This window comes from Kitasatospora sp. NPDC056138, from assembly GCF_042264695.1.
In the GTDB taxonomy this organism is placed as follows: domain Bacteria; phylum Actinomycetota; class Actinomycetes; order Streptomycetales; family Streptomycetaceae; genus Kitasatospora.
The window spans coordinates 39,685-54,994 of the sequence record NZ_JBHJVK010000049.1 but is presented as its reverse complement, the minus strand read 5'-3'; the positions used below and the strand labels follow the sequence as shown (position 1 = coordinate 54,994).

The 15,310-nt window shown below is 71.6% G+C and carries 16 protein-coding genes; 8 read left to right on the top strand and 8 right to left on the bottom strand.

The genetic code is table 11. The features are described from left to right. Positions 1–13 precede the first annotated feature (13 nt). Entirely contained in the window at positions 14–1,864 is a 1,851-nt protein-coding gene (gene asnB, locus ACFC1R_RS26340) for an asparagine synthase (glutamine-hydrolyzing) (RefSeq protein WP_375942627.1), read from the bottom strand. Positions 1,865–2,022: 158 nt separating this feature from the next. Here asnB and ACFC1R_RS26335 point away from each other — a divergent pair, with 158 nt between their 5' ends. The 4 genes from ACFC1R_RS26335 to ACFC1R_RS26320 all read left to right on the top strand — a co-directional run bounded on the left by ACFC1R_RS26335 (position 2,023) and on the right by ACFC1R_RS26320 (position 5,723). Next, positions 2,023–2,298, top strand: a complete 276-nt coding sequence (locus ACFC1R_RS26335) for a hypothetical protein (protein ID WP_375942625.1) — start codon at positions 2,023–2,025, stop codon at positions 2,296–2,298. A 37-nt stretch (positions 2,299–2,335) separates the two neighbouring features. Next, on the top strand, positions 2,336–4,180 hold the full coding sequence (glmS, locus tag ACFC1R_RS26330; protein WP_375942623.1) for a glutamine--fructose-6-phosphate transaminase (isomerizing): 1,845 nt from the start codon (positions 2,336–2,338) through the stop codon (positions 4,178–4,180). Between the two features lie 129 nt (positions 4,181–4,309). Continuing rightward, on the top strand, positions 4,310–4,966 hold the full coding sequence (locus tag ACFC1R_RS26325; RefSeq protein ID WP_375942621.1) for an NADPH-dependent F420 reductase: 657 nt from the start codon (positions 4,310–4,312) through the stop codon (positions 4,964–4,966). A 13-nt stretch (positions 4,967–4,979) separates the two neighbouring features. Further along, positions 4,980–5,723 (top strand): PIG-L deacetylase family protein, encoded by a 744-nt coding sequence (locus ACFC1R_RS26320; protein ID WP_375942619.1) that lies wholly within the window; start codon positions 4,980–4,982, stop codon positions 5,721–5,723. Here ACFC1R_RS26320 and ACFC1R_RS26315 read toward each other — a convergent pair. The 4 genes from ACFC1R_RS26315 to ACFC1R_RS26300 form a co-directional block, all read right to left on the bottom strand. After that, positions 5,684–6,415, bottom strand: coding sequence for a DedA family protein (locus ACFC1R_RS26315; protein WP_375942617.1), 732 nt, complete (start codon positions 6,413–6,415; stop codon positions 5,684–5,686). The genes ACFC1R_RS26320 and ACFC1R_RS26315 overlap by 40 nt on opposite strands. Before the next feature lie 34 nt (positions 6,416–6,449). Further along, positions 6,450–6,644: a DUF1918 domain-containing protein gene (locus ACFC1R_RS26310; RefSeq protein WP_375942615.1), complete on the bottom strand. Its 195-nt coding sequence runs from the start codon at positions 6,642–6,644 to the stop codon at positions 6,450–6,452. Between the two features lie 147 nt (positions 6,645–6,791). Then, positions 6,792–7,454, bottom strand: coding sequence for a TetR family transcriptional regulator (locus ACFC1R_RS26305; RefSeq protein ID WP_375942613.1), 663 nt, complete (start codon positions 7,452–7,454; stop codon positions 6,792–6,794). Between the two features lie 166 nt (positions 7,455–7,620). After that, on the bottom strand, positions 7,621–8,328 hold the full coding sequence (locus ACFC1R_RS26300) for a TetR/AcrR family transcriptional regulator (protein ID WP_375942611.1): 708 nt from the start codon (positions 8,326–8,328) through the stop codon (positions 7,621–7,623). 139 nt (positions 8,329–8,467) lie between these two features. Between ACFC1R_RS26300 and ACFC1R_RS26295 the strand changes: the two genes are divergently transcribed. Next, complete coding sequence (locus ACFC1R_RS26295; RefSeq protein WP_375942609.1) at positions 8,468–9,529, top strand: NADP-dependent oxidoreductase; 1,062 nt, start codon at positions 8,468–8,470, stop codon at positions 9,527–9,529. A 159-nt stretch (positions 9,530–9,688) separates the two neighbouring features. Continuing rightward, positions 9,689–10,624, top strand: coding sequence for an NADP-dependent oxidoreductase (locus ACFC1R_RS26290; RefSeq protein ID WP_375942607.1), 936 nt, complete (start codon positions 9,689–9,691; stop codon positions 10,622–10,624). 91 nt (positions 10,625–10,715) lie between these two features. Here ACFC1R_RS26290 and ACFC1R_RS26285 read toward each other — a convergent pair whose 3' ends face one another. Continuing rightward, a complete protein-coding gene (locus ACFC1R_RS26285; RefSeq protein WP_375942605.1) occupies positions 10,716–11,441 on the bottom strand; it encodes a DUF1963 domain-containing protein in 726 nt (241 codons plus the stop codon). Between the two features lie 184 nt (positions 11,442–11,625). After that, the gene (locus ACFC1R_RS26280; protein WP_375942603.1) at positions 11,626–12,978 is read right to left on the bottom strand and encodes a carotenoid oxygenase family protein; all 1,353 of its coding nucleotides are present in this window, start codon (positions 12,976–12,978) and stop codon (positions 11,626–11,628) included. Between the two features lie 282 nt (positions 12,979–13,260). Here ACFC1R_RS26280 and ACFC1R_RS26275 point away from each other — a divergent pair, with 282 nt between their 5' ends. Then, complete coding sequence (locus tag ACFC1R_RS26275; protein WP_375942601.1) at positions 13,261–13,971, top strand: TetR/AcrR family transcriptional regulator; 711 nt, start codon at positions 13,261–13,263, stop codon at positions 13,969–13,971. A gap of 59 nt (positions 13,972–14,030) precedes the next feature. Here ACFC1R_RS26275 and ACFC1R_RS26270 read toward each other — a convergent pair whose 3' ends face one another. Continuing rightward, positions 14,031–14,513 carry a DUF4188 domain-containing protein gene (locus ACFC1R_RS26270; RefSeq protein ID WP_375942599.1) on the bottom strand — a complete coding sequence of 161 codons (483 nt, stop codon included), beginning with the start codon at positions 14,511–14,513 and terminating at the stop codon, positions 14,031–14,033. Positions 14,514–14,597: 84 nt separating this feature from the next. Between ACFC1R_RS26270 and ACFC1R_RS26265 the strand changes: the two genes are divergently transcribed. Further along, positions 14,598–15,254, top strand: a complete 657-nt coding sequence (locus ACFC1R_RS26265; RefSeq protein ID WP_375942597.1) for a MerR family transcriptional regulator — start codon at positions 14,598–14,600, stop codon at positions 15,252–15,254. Positions 15,255–15,310: the final 56 nt, after the last annotated feature.

The window sequence follows — 15,310 nt, the reverse complement described above, 5'->3', positions numbered from 1 at the left end:
GGTCACCCGGGGTTCAGAGCTCCAGCGACACCTCGTAGCCGCGCAGCCAGGCGTTCAGGTCCAGGGCGAGCTCGGTGGCGGCCCGGTTGGCCTGCGGGTCGCTGTCCGGACGGAGCGTGTCGGCCAGGGCGGCCGGGTCGAGCAGTGCGTGGATCGGTGCCTTCGGGTCGTCCGTGGCCTCGGCGAGCTCGGTCCGCAGGCCGAGCGGGTAGTCCGGGTCCTGGGTGCTCGGATAGGGGCTCTTGACCCGGTCGGCCACCGCGGCGGGCAGGGTGTCCCGGACGGCGGCGCGCAGCAGGCTCTTCTCCCGGCCGTCGAAGCTCTTCATCGCCCAGGGGGTGTTGAAGACGTACTGCACCAGCCGGTGGTCGCAGAACGGCACCCGGACCTCCAGGCCGGTGGCCATGCTCATCCGGTCCTTGCGGTCCAGCAGGATGCGCACGAAGCGGGTCAGGCTGAGGTAGCTGACCTCCCGCATCCGCCGCTCGAACGGGTCGGCGGCGTCCAGGTGCGGCACCTCGGCCAGGGCCTCGCGGTAGCGCTGGGCCCGGTAGGATTCCAGGTCCAGCCGGGCGAGCAGGTCGGGGGCGAGTAGCCCGGCGCCGGGCCGGGCGGAGGGGCCGGTGATCTCGGCCATCGAGGCGACCCAGGGGAACGCGTCGGCCGCGACGGTGGCCGGGTCGTGGAACCAGTGGTAGCCGCCGAAGAGCTCGTCCGCCGACTCTCCGGAGAGCGCCACCGTGGAGTGCTGCCGGACCGCCCGGAAGAGCAGCAGCAGCGAGGTGTCCATGTCGCCGAAGCCGACCGGCAGGTCGCGGGCGCGCAGCACCGCGTCGCGGTGCACCAGGTCGGTGAGGGAGGCGCTGTCCAGCTCGATGGTGCGGTGGTCGGCGCCGACGTGCTCGGCGACCATTCTCGCGTACGGGCTGTCGGGTGTGGCGCGCACCGCGTCGGCGTGGAAGTTCTCGCTCTGCCCGACGAAGTCGACGGCGAAGGAGTGCACCGGGCCGTGTCCGGCGGCGGACAGGGCCCGCGCGGCGAGCGCCGTGACGGCGCTGGAGTCCAGACCGCCGGAGAGCAGGGTGCAGAGCGGGACGTCGGAGATCAGCTGCCGTTCCACGATGTCGTCCAGCAGTGCGCGGACGGTGGAGACGGTGGTGTCGAGGTCGTCGGTGTGCTCCCTGGCCTCCAGCGACCAGTACCGGTGGGCCGTCAGGCCCTGACGGCGGATCCGGATCACATGGCCGGGCTCCACCTCGGCCATGCCCCGGTAGACGGCGTGCCCCGGGGTCTTGGTCATGCCGAGCAGTTCCCGCAGCCCGTCGAGGTCCACCGCGGGCCGAACCGAGGGGTGCGCGAAGACGGCCTTGAGTTCGGAGCCGAAGAGCACGCCGTCGGCGGTGCGGTGGTAGTAGAGCGGCTTGACGCCCATCCGGTCGCGGACCAGCAGCAGCTCCTCGGTCCGGGCGTCCCACAGGGCGAAGGCGAACATGCCGTTCAGCCGGGCGGCGAACTCGTGGCCCCACTGGAGGTAGGCGTGCAGCACCACCTCGGTGTCGCTGCGGGTGCGGAACCGGTGGCCGGCGGCCTCCAGTTCGGCCCGTAACTCCAGGTGGTTGTAGACCTCGCCGCTGTAGGTGAGGGCGGCGAGCAGCCGTCCGTCCTGCTCGACGGTCATCGGCTGCGCGCCGCCCGCTATGTCGATCACCGCGAGCCTGCGGTGGCCGAGCGCGGCGTGCCGCTCCAGGTGCACGCCGCCGGCGTCCGGCCCTCGGCAGGCCATGGTGGCGGTCATCGCGTCCAGTGTGGTCCGTGCCGTGGTGAGGTCCTGATCGAACGCGACCCAGCCTGTGATCCCGCACATGCGAACTCCCAAGGTGTCCATACGTGTACGCATCATGACGCTACGCTCAAATATTGAGTCGTTCAAGGGTTTGGACAGGGGCTGAATGCCCGAAGATCTGCCCGATTTCGGGCAGGATTCTTGGATCATGGGGCGGCGGCCGCATAGGCTCCCCACTCGTGTCCGCCTCACCGCACCCTCACGAAGACCTGCTCGCCCACCTCACCCGCACCACTCCACTCGGTCCGGGCGAGGCCGCGCGAGTGATAGCGGAGGTGCTCGCGTACTTCTCCGAACCCACCGAGGAGTTCGTCCGCCGCCGTCACGGTGAGCTGCAGGCACGGGGTCTGACCAACGAGAAGATCTTCGCCCGGATCGGCGCCGAGCTGGCCGTCCGCCGGGTGACGGCGCCAGAGCTGTCCGCCCGTCAGCTGCGCCGGATCGTCTACGGCTGAGCCCTACCGACAGCACCGAACAGAAGGAGTACCACCCATGTGCGGAATCGTGGCCTACATCGGCCCCAAGGATGCGACCACCTTCCTGCTGGAGGGCCTGCAGCGACTCGAGTACCGCGGCTACGACTCCGCCGGAGTGGCCGTCACCGGCAAGGCCGGCGGCGTGAAGGTCTGCAAGGTCAAGGGCCGGGTCGCCGACCTCGCCGCCGCCGTCCCCGCGCACTTCTTCTCGAACCAGCGGGGCAAGGGGACGGCGGGCATCGGCCACACCCGCTGGGCCACCCACGGTGTGCCCAGCGACGCCAACGCCCACCCGCACGTCGACAACGGCGGCCGGATCGCCGTCGTCCACAACGGCATCATCGAGAACGCCGACGAGCTGCGCGCCCGCCTCGGCGCCGAAGGCGTCACCTTCAGCTCCGAGACCGACACCGAGGTGCTGGCCCACCTGATCGCCGCGCACGCCGCCGACGGCACCGAGCTGGAGGACGCCGTCCGCGCCGCGCTCGGCCACGTGGTCGGCACCTACGGCATCGCCGTCCTCGACTCCGCCCAGCCCGACCGGATCGTGGTCGCCCGCAACGGCAGCCCGATCGTGCTCGGCATAGGGGAGAAGGAGATGTTCGTCGCCTCCGACGTCGCCGCCCTGGTCCGCTACACCCGCCAGGTCGTGCACCTGGCGGACGGCGAGCTCGCGACCGTCCGCGCCGACGGCTTCCGCACCTTCACCGAGGACGCCCGCCCGACCACCCACCAGCCCTCCACGGTCGACTGGGAGGTGGCCTCCTACGACACCGCGGGCTACGAGCACTTCCTGCTCAAGGAGATCCACGAGCAGCCCGCCGCCGTCGAGCGCACCCTCTCCGGCCGCCTGGACGAGCGCTTCGCCACCGCCCACCTCGGCGGCCTCAACCTGGACGCCCGTGAGCTGCGCGAGATCCGCCGGGTGAAGATCCTCGGCTGCGGATCCGCCTACTACGCGGGCGAGATGGGCGCCCAGCTGATCGAGGAACTGGCCCGGATCCCGGCCCACAGCGAGCCCGCCTCCGAGTTCCGCTACCGCAACCCCGTCATCGAGGCCGACACCCTCTACGTCGCGGTCAGCCAGTCCGGCGAGACCTACGACACGCTGGCCGCCGTCCAGGAGATCAAGCGCAAGGGCGGCCGGGTGCTGGGTGTGGTGAACACCGTCGGCAGCGCCATCGCCCGCGAGTGCGACGGCGGGATCTACCTGCACGCCGGGCCCGAGATCTCGGTCGCCTCCACCAAGGCCTTCACCTCCACCGTGATCGCCTTCGCGCTGCTCGCCCTGCACTTCGGCCGGATCCACGACCTCTCCCCGGCCGACGGCCGGCGGATCGTGGACGCCCTCAAGGCTCTGCCGGACCAGATCCGCGAAATCCTCGACCAGGAGGAGCTGGTGGCCAAGCTGGCCGCCGAGTACGCCGACAACGCGGGCATGATGTTCATCGGCCGGGTGCGCGGCTACCCGGTCGCCCGCGAAGGTGCGCAGAAGCTCAAGGAGATCTCCTACGTCCACGCCGAGGCGTACCCCGCCAGCGAGCTCAAGCACGGGCCGCTCGCGCTGATCAGCCCCGAACTGCCCACCGTGGCACTGGTTCCCGACGACGAGCTGCTCGACAAGAACCTCACCACCCTCGGCGAGATCAAGGCCCGCTCCGGACGCATCCTCGCCATCGCCCACCGCGCCCCCGAGGCCAAGCTCGCCGACCACTGCATCGTGGTCCCCAAGAGCGAGCCCGAGTTGGACCCGCTGCTGCTCAACATCCCGCTCCAGCTGCTCGCCTACCACGCGGCCGTCGCCCTGGAGCGCGACGTGGACAAGCCGCGCAACCTCGCCAAGAGCGTCACGGTGGAGTAGTCCCGCGCCGGACCGGCGGAGCTGACGACATATCAGCCGGATGACACCGGGCCAGGTCGATCGCCGCTATGGTTCGACCGTGAGCGGCGGGCGCATCGTGCCCGGAGCAACCGGAACGGGAGACGGACCATGCGGATCGGGATCATCGGCACAGGCGCCGTCGCCCGCACCCTCGCGGCCAAACTGGTCTCACTGGGACACCAGGTCACCCTCGGCTCGCGCAGCAGGGACAACGCGGCGGCCACCGAGTGGGCCCACCAGGCAGGCCCCTACGGGCACGCCGGGACCTATCCGGACGCCGCCGACTTCGGCGAGCTGGTCATCAACGCCACCGCCGGTACGGTCTCGCTCCAGGCACTGCGCCTGGCCGGGGCCGACCGGCTGGCCGGGAAGGTTTTGGTCGACGTCTCCAACCCGCTGGTCTTCGCGCCCGACGGCGAGGTCACCCTCGACCCCGTCAACAGCGACAGCATCGGCGAGCAGATCCAGCGGGAGTTCCCGGACACCCGGGTGGTGAAGGCGCTCAACACCCTCAGCGCACCGCTGATGGTCGACCCCGGCCGGGTGCCCGGAGCGCACAACCTCTTCATCGCCGGGGAGGACCCCGAGGCCAAGGCCCGGGTCAGGGAACTGCTGGGCGAGTTCGGCTGGCCCGCCGAGGTCGTCGTCGACCTCGGCGGGATCTCGGCCGCCAGGTCCACCGAGATGCTGATGCCGTTCTGGCTGAACATGATGCGCCACGTCGGCCACACCGATTTCAACTACTCCTTCAAGATTGCCGAATGAGGCCAGCCGCAGCATGAGTGAGCAGTCGCTTCCCCCGTACCAGCCCCTCCGCGAGGACTGGCAGAGCGCCCTGGCCGTGGTGGCGCACCCCGACGACATGGAGTACGGCGCCGCGGCGGCCGTCGCCCGCTGGACCTCCCAGGGCAAGCGGATCGGCTACGTCATGGTCACCAGCGGCGAGGCGGGCATCGACTCGCTCGCGCCCGAGGAGTGCCGCCCGCTGCGCGAGGCCGAACAGATCGCCTCCGCCGCCCTGGTCGGCGTGGACGACGTGGACTTCCTCGGCCACCCCGACGGCGTGGTCGAGTACGGGCTCGCGCTGCGCCGCGACATCGCCCGCGCGGTCCGCAAGTACCGCCCGGACATCGTGATAACCACCAACTTCCGGGACAGCTACGGCGGGAACGTCCCCAACCAGGCCGACCACATCGCCGTCGGCCGGGCCACCCTGGACGGGGTCCGGGACGCGGGCAACCGCTGGATCTTCACCGAGCTGGGCGACGAGGGCCTGGCACCGTGGAACGGGGTCCGCGAGGTCTGGGCCGCCGCCTCGCCCGAGGCCCGGCACGCGGTGGACACCACCGGCTTCCTCGACCGGGGAATCGCCTCGCTCAAGGCCCACAAGGCGTACCTGGACGGGCTCGGCGGCGGCATGGCCGACCCCGACACCTTCCTGGAGGAGGCCGGGCGGGCCGCCGGCAGCCGGCTCGGCGTGACCTACGCGTCTCCGTTCGAGGTGATCTCGCTGCGCCCCTGAGCGGTTCGTGGGCTGTCGCTGTCGCTGTCGCTGTCGTCGCTGTCGTCGCCGTCGTCCTGTCCGGCCCGGTCGGCGGGCCGGCGGCGGCGCAGCAGCTTCAGCGCCACCAGTGCGACGACCGCGACCGCGACGGCGATCAGGAAGACGACCTGGTAGCGCAGCGCCTGGGCGTAGAGCGTGCCGATGTCGGAACCCGCGGCGTAGCCGATCGAGGACCAGAGGCCGACCCAGAGCAGGGTGCCGATCACGTCGGCGACGATGAAGCGGCGGAAGGGCAGTTCGGCGGCGCCCGAGATGATGCCGCTGGTCTGCCGCAGTCCGTCGATGAAGCGGGCCACCACGACCACCTTCGGCCCGTGGACGCCGAAGAAGCGGTCGGCCTTCGCCAACCGCTCCTCGGTGAGCAGCAGGTAGCGGCCCCAGCGGTGGAGCAGCGCCAGGCCGCCGGTGAGGCCGATCAGGTAGCCCAGGCAGTTCCCGGCGACGGCGGCGCAGGCGGCGACCACGGCCACCCCCACGATGCTCAGCCGCCCGGTGCCCGCGTAGACGGCGGCCAGCACCAGAATGGTCTGGCCCGGCACCGGGACCGCGCAGTTGTCCAGGAAGACCAGGGCTCCGACAGCCGGATAGCCGTAGCTGTCCAGCAGCGGAGCCAGGTGGGCCAACGGGCCCGGAAGGGGCGGCTCCGGCATGGTCTGATGCTCCCGGCCGCGGGCTCGGCTGTGGTTACCGGAGTGCTTCCTGGTGCTCGATGTTGCAGTCGGGACCCGGGTAGATCAGGCCCGTGTGACCGTCCTCGAAGCGGACCACGTACGGGGGTTCGCCGTTGGTTCCGCGCACCTCGATGATCTCGCCCTTCTGATCCACCATTCCGACGGACCTGCTGTGGATGTGGAGCTGGTCACCTATCGCGGCTTGCATGATCTGCTCCTCAGGGAGTGCGGGCTGTACGGTGGGCGACCGTCCCGCCCCAGCTGGACAGGAAGCCGTCCCGCCTTCCACTGTGCGGCGTGATCGGGACAGCCGCAATGCCGCGCCGTGCCGACTCCCCGGCCGCACCCGGTCCGGTCAGCCCGGCAGGTGGTCGGCCAGGTAGCAGCGGAGCAGCCGCTTGGTCTCGGCGATCAGGGCCGGATCGCCGTCCGGGTCGTTGCGGAAGGCCAGCTTGAGCACGGCGTCGGCGCACTCCATGGCCACCCGCAGCGCGACGGGGAAGCCGGGGGTGTCGAAGAGCCCACCGGCCAGGGTCTGCAGGCGAAGCGCCACGGCGGCGTTGTTGTCGAGGTCGGTGTCCAGCAGGTGGAGGTCGTCGTCGACACCCTCGGGAAGCTGCTCGACCAGGCCGAAGTCGACGTGGCAGAAGCCCGGGACGGCGCGTTTCATGGCGACGAACTCCTCGACGGCCAGGTCGACGAAACCGGCCACGCCCTGGGGGGACTCGGCGTCCAGGCGGCGGGCGAGGCGGTCGAGGAAGCGGTCCAGGTTCCGTTCGGCGAGCGCGGCGAGCAGGCTCTCCTTGCCGGAGAAGAACTGGTAGAGGGTGCCGATCGGCACCTGGGCGCGCTGCGCCACCTCCTTGGTGGTGAGCGCTCCGGCGCCGACCTCGTCCAGCAGGTGCGCGCAGTTGTCGAGGAGCCGCTCGTACCGTTCGAGGCTGCGCTGCTGCACCGGCCGGCGCCGCGCCGCCACGCCTGCTCCGGCCCGCTGCCGACCGCTCGTCTGCGCCTTCATGGACCTACTGTGCCGTATCCGGCATTCCACGCGCGAATCACCAACGTGAGGTGGACTCATGTTGACGTCGCAGCCCCGAGGCGCGGTGGAACGCCGCGGCGGAACCGCCTCGCGTTACCTGCGCGGCGGTTCGGCCGCCGCGCCGGCACCGGCGGGCAGCCCCGGGTCAGGTCGCCGGCAGGGGCTCGGCGGCGCGGTCCGGGGCGGTGACGGGCGCTTCGCCGGGTGCGGCGGACGCGGTTGCGGGTGCGGCGGGTGCAGTGGCTGCGGGCGTGGTGACGCTGGCCGCCGACGGGCTGCGGAGCAGCCCGAACACCGAGTCCAGCGAGGCCGTGAGGAGCTCGGGATCCGGGTCGGCCTTGCGCAGGATCTGCAGCCCCTGGACCTGGGCCAGCAGCAGGCGGGCGGCGTTGCGCGGGCTCACGGCGGCGGTCAGCTCCCCGGCCGCCCGGGCCCGTTCGAGCTGTGCGGTGAACGCGTCCTCCGCACTGCGCAGGCCGGTTCGGGCGAGTTCCGCGACGGCGGCGTCGCCGGGCAGCAGCTCGGCGATGCTGTTGACGCTGAAGCAGCCCGCGCCGCTGCAGGCGGAGTCGGACTGCAGCAGCGTCTCGAAGAGGTGCCGCAGCTGCGGGAGTGCGGGCTGCCGGTCGTCGAGGGCGGAGGTGAGCAGGTCGGCCTGCCGTCCGAGGTAGCGGCCGAGTGCCCGGACGAACAGCTGGTGCTTGTCGCCGAATGCCGCGTAGATCGAGCCGCGCCCCAGCCGCAGTTCCTCCACCAGGTCGTTCATGCTCGTGGCCTCGTAGCCCTTGCGCCAGAACAGGAGCATCGCCCGGTCCAGGATCGCCTCTTCGTCGAACGTCCGCGGTCTTCCCATGGCCCTACCGTACCCAAGCCCGGGGGCGGGCGCCGCACCTATTTGACCTTACGTTCCAGAATCTGTAAGTTCTGGAACGTAAGGTCAAATACTCCTCACGGAGCAGTTTGCCCGGCACCCCGATCCCAGGAGCAGAGCCATGACCGACACCCCGACCGACCGGCACCGGACCCGGCCCGAGACCCAGCGGGAGATCCACCTGGTGTCCCGCCCCGCCGGCGAGGCCACCGCCGAGAACTTCGCCCTGGTGGAGAGCGCGATCCCGGAGCCCGGTGAGGGCCAGCTCCTGGTGCGCAACACGTGGATGTCCGTCGATCCCTACATGCGGGGGCGGATGAACGCGGGCACCGGTTCCTACATCCCCCCGTTCGACCTGGGCGCGCCGCTGAGCGGTGGAGCGACGGGCACCGTGGTGGCCTCTCGGTCCGCCGCCGTCCCGGTCGGCGCTGCCGTGCTGCACCAGCTGGGCTGGCGCGAGTACGCCGTCGTCGACGCGGCGGCGGTCATGCAGATCGACGTCTCGCTGGCTCCGGCCTCCGCCTACCTCGGCGTGCTGGGCATGCCCGGCCTGACGGCCTACGCCGGCCTGACCGAGGTGGCACCGGTGGCCGAGGGCGATGTGGTCTTCGTCTCCGGTGCCGCCGGTGCGGTCGGCTCCGTCGCCGGTCAGATCGCGCGCCGCCTGGGCGCCTCGCGGGTGATCGGATCCGCCGGCGGGCCGGAGAAGGCGAAGAAGCTCGTCGAGGACTTCGGTTTCGACGCGGCCATCGACTACCGGGCCGGCTCGCTGGCAGACCAGCTCGCGAAGGCCGCCCCCGAGGGCGTCGACGTCTACTTCGACAACGTCGGCGGAGACCACCTGGAGGCCGCCATCGGTGCGATGCGCCCGGGCGGGCGGATCGCCCTGTGCGGGGCGATCAGCCAGTACAACGCCACCGAGCCGGTCCCCGGCCCCCGCAACCTGGCCGCCGCGATCGGAAAGCAGCTCACCCTGCGCGGCCTGCTGGTCGGCAGTTACTACCACCTCGCACCGGAGTACGCCCGGCTCGCCGCCGGCTGGCTCGCCGACGGTGGGCTGCGCACCGAGGAGACCGTGCTGGACGGCATCGACCAGGCGCCCGAGGCCTTCCTCGGCATGATGCGCGGCGCCAACACGGGCAAGATGCTCGTCCGTCTCGCCGACCGGACGCTCGCCGGCTGAAAGCAGGTCGCCGCCGGAGCCGTCGGCCGGCCGGGGCACTGGCCGTCCCGGCCGGCCGTGCACGGGCACACACAGACGCACGCAGGTACGCAGGCACGCAGGCACGCAGGTACGCACGCAGGTACGCACGCACGGGCAGAACGACATGAGGAGCAGACCGTGAAGGCAGCAGTGATCAACAAGTACGGCCGGGTGGCTGACGTGGTGACGGTCGCCGAGGTGCCCGCCCCCGAGGTCGGGAGTCAGGACGTGCTGATCGAGGTCAGGGCGGCGGGGGTCAACCCGATCGACCACCTGACCGTGAAGGGGTTCATGCAGCCCGGAGAGCTCTCGCAGACCCGGATCCTGGGCAACGAGGTCGCGGGCGTGGTCGCGGCGGTCGGCGACGGCGTCACGGCGTTCGCGGTGGGCGACGAGGTCTTCAGCCGGGTCGACCCCCGGGTGGGCGGCGGGTTCGCCGAGTTCGTCGCGGTGCACGAGAGCCTGGTGGCTGCGAAGCCGGCGCGGCTCTCCTTCGAGGAGGCGGCCTCGCTGCCGCTCGTCGCGCTGACCGCCTGGCAGGCCCTGACGGAGCAGACGCAGCTGCGGGCGGGCCAGCGGGTGCTGATCCACGGCGGCACGGGCGGTGTGGGGGCCGCCGCCATCCAGATCGCCAAGCACCTGGGCGCCGAGGTGGTCACCACCGTGGGCGCGGACGGTGTGGAACAGGCCCGAAGGCTCGGGGCCGACCGGATCGTCGAGTACCGCAAGGAGAAGTTCGAGGAGGTCGTCGGAGCGGTGGACGTGGTCCTCGACACCGTCGGCGGGGACACCCAGGCGCGCTCCTTCGGCGTGCTGAAGCCGGGCGGCGCGCTGGTGTCGATCGTCCTCGTCCCCGACATCGAGGCCCAGCGGGAGCGCTGGGGAGTCGCTGTGAGCGCGTTCTTCATGCACCCGGACGGGGCGCAACTGACCGAGCTCGCGGGCCTGGTGGAGTCGGGCGAGCTCAAGCCCGTGGTGCAGCAGGTCTTCCCGCTCGACCAGGCCGTGGCGGCCCTGCTCGCGGTCGAGGGCGGCCGGGCGCGCGGGAAGACCGTGCTCAGCGTCCGCCCCTGAGGCCCATGGTGGACCGCGGGTCCCGCTGGTCCCGCCGGTCACGGCCGACTGGACGCCACCGAGGCCGCTGCGGCCGAGCCTGCGGCGGCGGTCAGCACTGCCACAGGAACACGGCTTCTGCGCAGGGCTCGCACGCGAAGGCGTAGGCCTCGCCGCGACCGCCGAAGTTCATCGCGGTCATGTGGTCCCGTCCTTCCTCGAGCTGGACGACGAGCCTCATCTCCCGTGCGCAGGCCGGGCAGACAGGGGTCTCGTCGTTCTGCAGCCACTCGGGCTGCCCGCCCAGCTGGCCGAGGATGTCGAGGGGATTCCGGCCCGGCTGCCTCGCCCACTCCTCGTAGGCTTGACCGTAGTCCGCTGGAGTGGACGGAGTCTCGTACGCGACGGCGCTCACGGCACCGAGCAGGAGCGACTCCTGGTCGTCCTCCTCGTCGTCCTCGTCTTCGTCCTCCTCGTCCTCCTCGTCTTCGTCCTGGTCCTGGTCCTCGTCCAGCGTGGGCACCGGGATCTGCTGGAGCGCGGTCGCGGGGAAGACCAGCGCGCGGTTGCCGCCCGCCTGCGGGTCCCACTCGTCGCACATGCCCGGGTCGTTCTGGCACATGAACAGCGCGAGCACGCCCCGCCCCTCGACGGCGCCCTGGCCCGCGTGGCGGCCGAGGTCGTCGAGGAGTATCTGGGCCAGGAACTGCATCGGCCCGTCGCAGGTGGAGCACTGCGGCCAGGCGGTCCCGGCCGGGGCCAGCGGCACCCCGCCGGTGCGGGTCGCGAGTGCGTCGGGAGCCGTGGTGCCTGCGTACGTCATCAGGGTCGTCGTCACGGATGGAGACTGTACGACAGGCCGCTGACACCGTCTCGGCTGTCGTCCTGGCCGGTGGTCACGCCGCCCGGGGCGTCGAGCGGTGCCCGTGTCCGCCCCGCCGCACGGTGAGCGCCGTGGTGCGGTCGAGGTTCACGGCGTCGGGCCGCCGTGCCATCGTCGTCGCTCCGGCGGACGGGATGGTTCAGAGGGCGCTGTCGGGGATCCAGGAGCCGTGGATCATGGCCGGGACCCGGCGGGGCAGGTGGATGGTGGCGATCGGCGGGACGGCGAGGTCGGAGGCGTCCAGGACGAGGAGCTTCGAGGCGTCGGCGTTCAGGTCGCTGACGACGGTGAGGAGGTAGCCGGCGTCCTCGTCGGTGGCGTCCTGGGCCTGGACGAAGACGGCCTCGCTGGGGAGTTGGCCGGTCCCGACCGGGAGGAGCTGGCGGCCTCCGGTCCGGCGGTCGTACTTGACCAGGGTGTGGTTGCCGATGCCGAGGTCGTCGGGGAAGGAGAGCGCGTACTGGTAGCGGTGCTCGCGCCCGATGTAGGAGTCGTTGATGGTCGGGAACTCCACGGTCAGGTCGTCGATCTGTTCCTCCTCGACCCGGCCCGCCGCGAGGTCGACCGTCCAACGTCGGTTGCGGGAGCCACTGTTGGGCTCGGCTCCGCGGTCCGGGGCGCCGACCCACCAGTTCCAGGAGCGCTGCCAGCCGTCGCGGCCCACGGTCGGGCCCTCGATCACGATGCGGCCGAGCGCGTCCTCGTAGGCGTTGGCGAAGTGCATTCCGAATCCGGGGTCGACGGGGAACCAGCGAACCCGGTCCGCGCCGCCCGAGCCGCGCGGCATGATGCCGATCCGGGCCTGCTGGGCGTCGCTCCAGCCGTAGGGGATGCCCGAGTGCTCGCTCGTGTCGAAGGTGACGGAGCCCTCCAGGAACACGACGTGGTGTTCGGTGATGGCGAAGTCGTGCTTGAGCGCGGCGGTGGCCCCGGGGACCTCCTGGCTCTCCAGGACCTGGCCGTCGGGAGAGGCGACGTGGTGGATGAGGAAGGGCGGGAAGGGCGAGGAGGCGAAGAAGTGGAGTTCGCCGGTGACGGGGTCCTCCTTGGGGTGGGCGGTCATCGCGGAGGTCAGCTTGCCGCCGAAGTCGTAGGCGCCGACGGTCTCCAGGCCGGCCGTCAGCTCGAACGGGAGGGCGGACTCGCACAGGGCGAGGAGGCGTCCGGCGTGTTCGATGACGTGGGTGCCGGCGGTGCTGGCCCTCAGGTCGGGCCCGTTGTCGGTCAGGTAGGGGGCGCCGTCCAGAGCGGGGGTGTGCACCCAGCGGTTTCGGTACCACTCGGCCCGGCCGTCGCGCAGCCGGATGCCGTGGACCATGCCGCTGCCCTTGAACCAGTGGGTCGGGGTGATGCCGGGCTTGGGGTTGTGGCTGTTGCGGATGAGCCGGCCGGTCAGTTCCGGGGGCAGGGTGCCCTCGACGGTGAGGCCGGTGGCGGTGATCTCGTCGGTGACGGGGGTGTAGTGGCCGGTCAGGTAGGGCTTGCCGGTCATGGGGGAGCCTCGATTCGTCCGGTGTGGCTGTGCTGCCAGGTGTGGGTGCGGGGTGAGCACCCGTGGCTACGGGTGGAGAAGCCGACTAGGAGTTACTATCGATCGCTTCTGTTATGGACTGTAACTGTCTCTATGGAGTGACGCAATCCCTCTTCCGTGCCGCCACCAGTTGGAGGTGTCCGGTGCCGGCCAGGCATCGAGATTCCGCTCGCAGGAGTTAGACCTGAGAACGCGAGCTACGATGGATCGCACGGAAGAGACGGCGAGGACGGAGAAGCGAAGATGACGACTGGGGGGCCACGCGCCCGGTACCGGGAGCAGACCCGCGCGGAGATCAAGGAGATCGCCCTGCGCCAGCTGGCCGAGGGCGGCATCGCGGCGATCGCCCTCACGCGCATCGCCAAGGAGCTGGAGCTCTCCGGTCCGGCCCTGTACCGCTACTTCGCCAGCCGGGACGACCTGCTCGGCTCCCTCATCGGCGACGCGTACCAGGATCTTGCCGCGACCGTGGGGGAGGCCGCGGAGGCATCCGTGAAGTACACCCTCCGTCACCGATTGCTGTCCCTGGCGGGCAGCTATCGGGAGTGGGCCGTGCGGCAGCCCCACCGCTACCTGCTGATCGCCGGAACGCCGCTGCCCGGCTACAGCGCCCCGCCGGAGACGCTCGTGCAGGCGCGTGCGGCGCTGGGGCCGTTCCTCCAGGTCTTCGAGTCGGCGCAGCCCGGCCCCGCGGTGCTGCCCGTGGTCGAGCAGATGGCAGAGTGGGCGCGCCGGGACCCGGCGGTCGCCGCCTGGGTGGCGCACTACGTCGGGGCACCGACCGGCACGGACCACGCGGGCCGCGCACTGGCCGGGGCCGTCATGGCGTGGACCCGCATGCACGGAGTGGTGAGTCTGGAGGTCGAGGGGCAGTTCGACGGGATGGGCCACGAGCCGCACACGCTGCTGGAGGTGGAGATGAACGCGCTCGCCGACAACTTCCGGCTCGCCTGACCCGTCGCCCGCCGCGCCGGCTCCGCGACGGTGACGGCCGGCGGGATCCGCTGCAGCCGTCAGCCCGCGAACCGCTCCGCAGCCCGTTCGCCCCGCCGTCCGACCGGCTCGACCCCGTGGGCCGCTCCGAGCCCGGTCGGCGGCATGGCGTGGTAGATCGCCTCGTACGAGCCCGCCGGCACGATGTACGTCTCGTGCCAGATGCCGACACTCCCCGCGGCGCTCCGCGCACGGCGGTTGAACGCGGCCCAGGCGGGTCGGTGCTGCCGGTCCGGGGCCGAGGCGTAGGCGAGCAGCTTCTCGCGCGACTCCCAGTACTGGACGACCGTGTGGGTGCGCAGCCCGGCCGAGTACCCCCGGTATGCCAGCAGCCCGCTGCCCTCCTCGCGCGCAAGCTCCCTGAGCATGCGCGGCATGGCCGTGAAGGTGGGCAGCCAGTGGCGCACCGCCCGCCACCGGTTGATCCGGATCCCGATGAGGAAGACCACCACCTCCCCCTCGGCCGCCGTCGTGACCCGCCCCGCTGTCGGTGCCGTGCCCATGCCGAGCCCCCCGCTCCCCTCTCATTGGATAGCGTCGCCATCCATGCTTGGATAGTGACATTATCCAATGGAGGGTGCAAGAGGATGCGACTGGCCGAACTGAGCGAGCGCAGCGGGGTTTCCACCGCGACGATCAAGTACTACCTGCGGGAAGGGCTGCTCCAGCCCGGCCACCGGGTCACCGCCACCCAGGCCGCGTACGGCGAGGAGCACCTGCGCCGGTTGCGTCTGGTGCGGGCGCTGATCCAGATCGGCAAGGTGCCGGTGGCCGTCGCGCGGAAGGTGATCGCCACTGCGGAGGACACGTCGCTGGACCACCACATGCGGCTCGGCGCGGCCACCCGGGCGCTGCCGCACGACCCGGGCCCCGCCGAGGACGACGAGGCGACCGGGGTCGCGCGCCGCTCGGTGGACGCGTTGCTGGAGCAGTTGGGCTGGCGCGGCATGCACGACGAGCCCTCCCCCGCCCACGGCACGCTCGTCGCCTCCGTCGCCGCGCTCGTCCGCCTCGGCTACCCCTGCGACACCGCGCACCTGCTGCCGTACGGCCGCATCGCCGCCGAGCTCTCCGTCGCCGACCTGGACGCGGTGGAGGAGCAGCCCACGGCGGCCGGGCAGATCGAGGCGGCCGTCGCACTGACCGTGCTGTACGAACCGGTGCTGCTCAGCCTGCGCAGGCTGGCGCACGTCCAGGAGTCGGCCCGGCGGTTCGCGGGGCGCCGGGCCCCCTCTTGCGGCTAACCCAGCCGACCCGACCAACGTGGCCACGACGATGCCCCCGGGGGAAAGCCCCGACC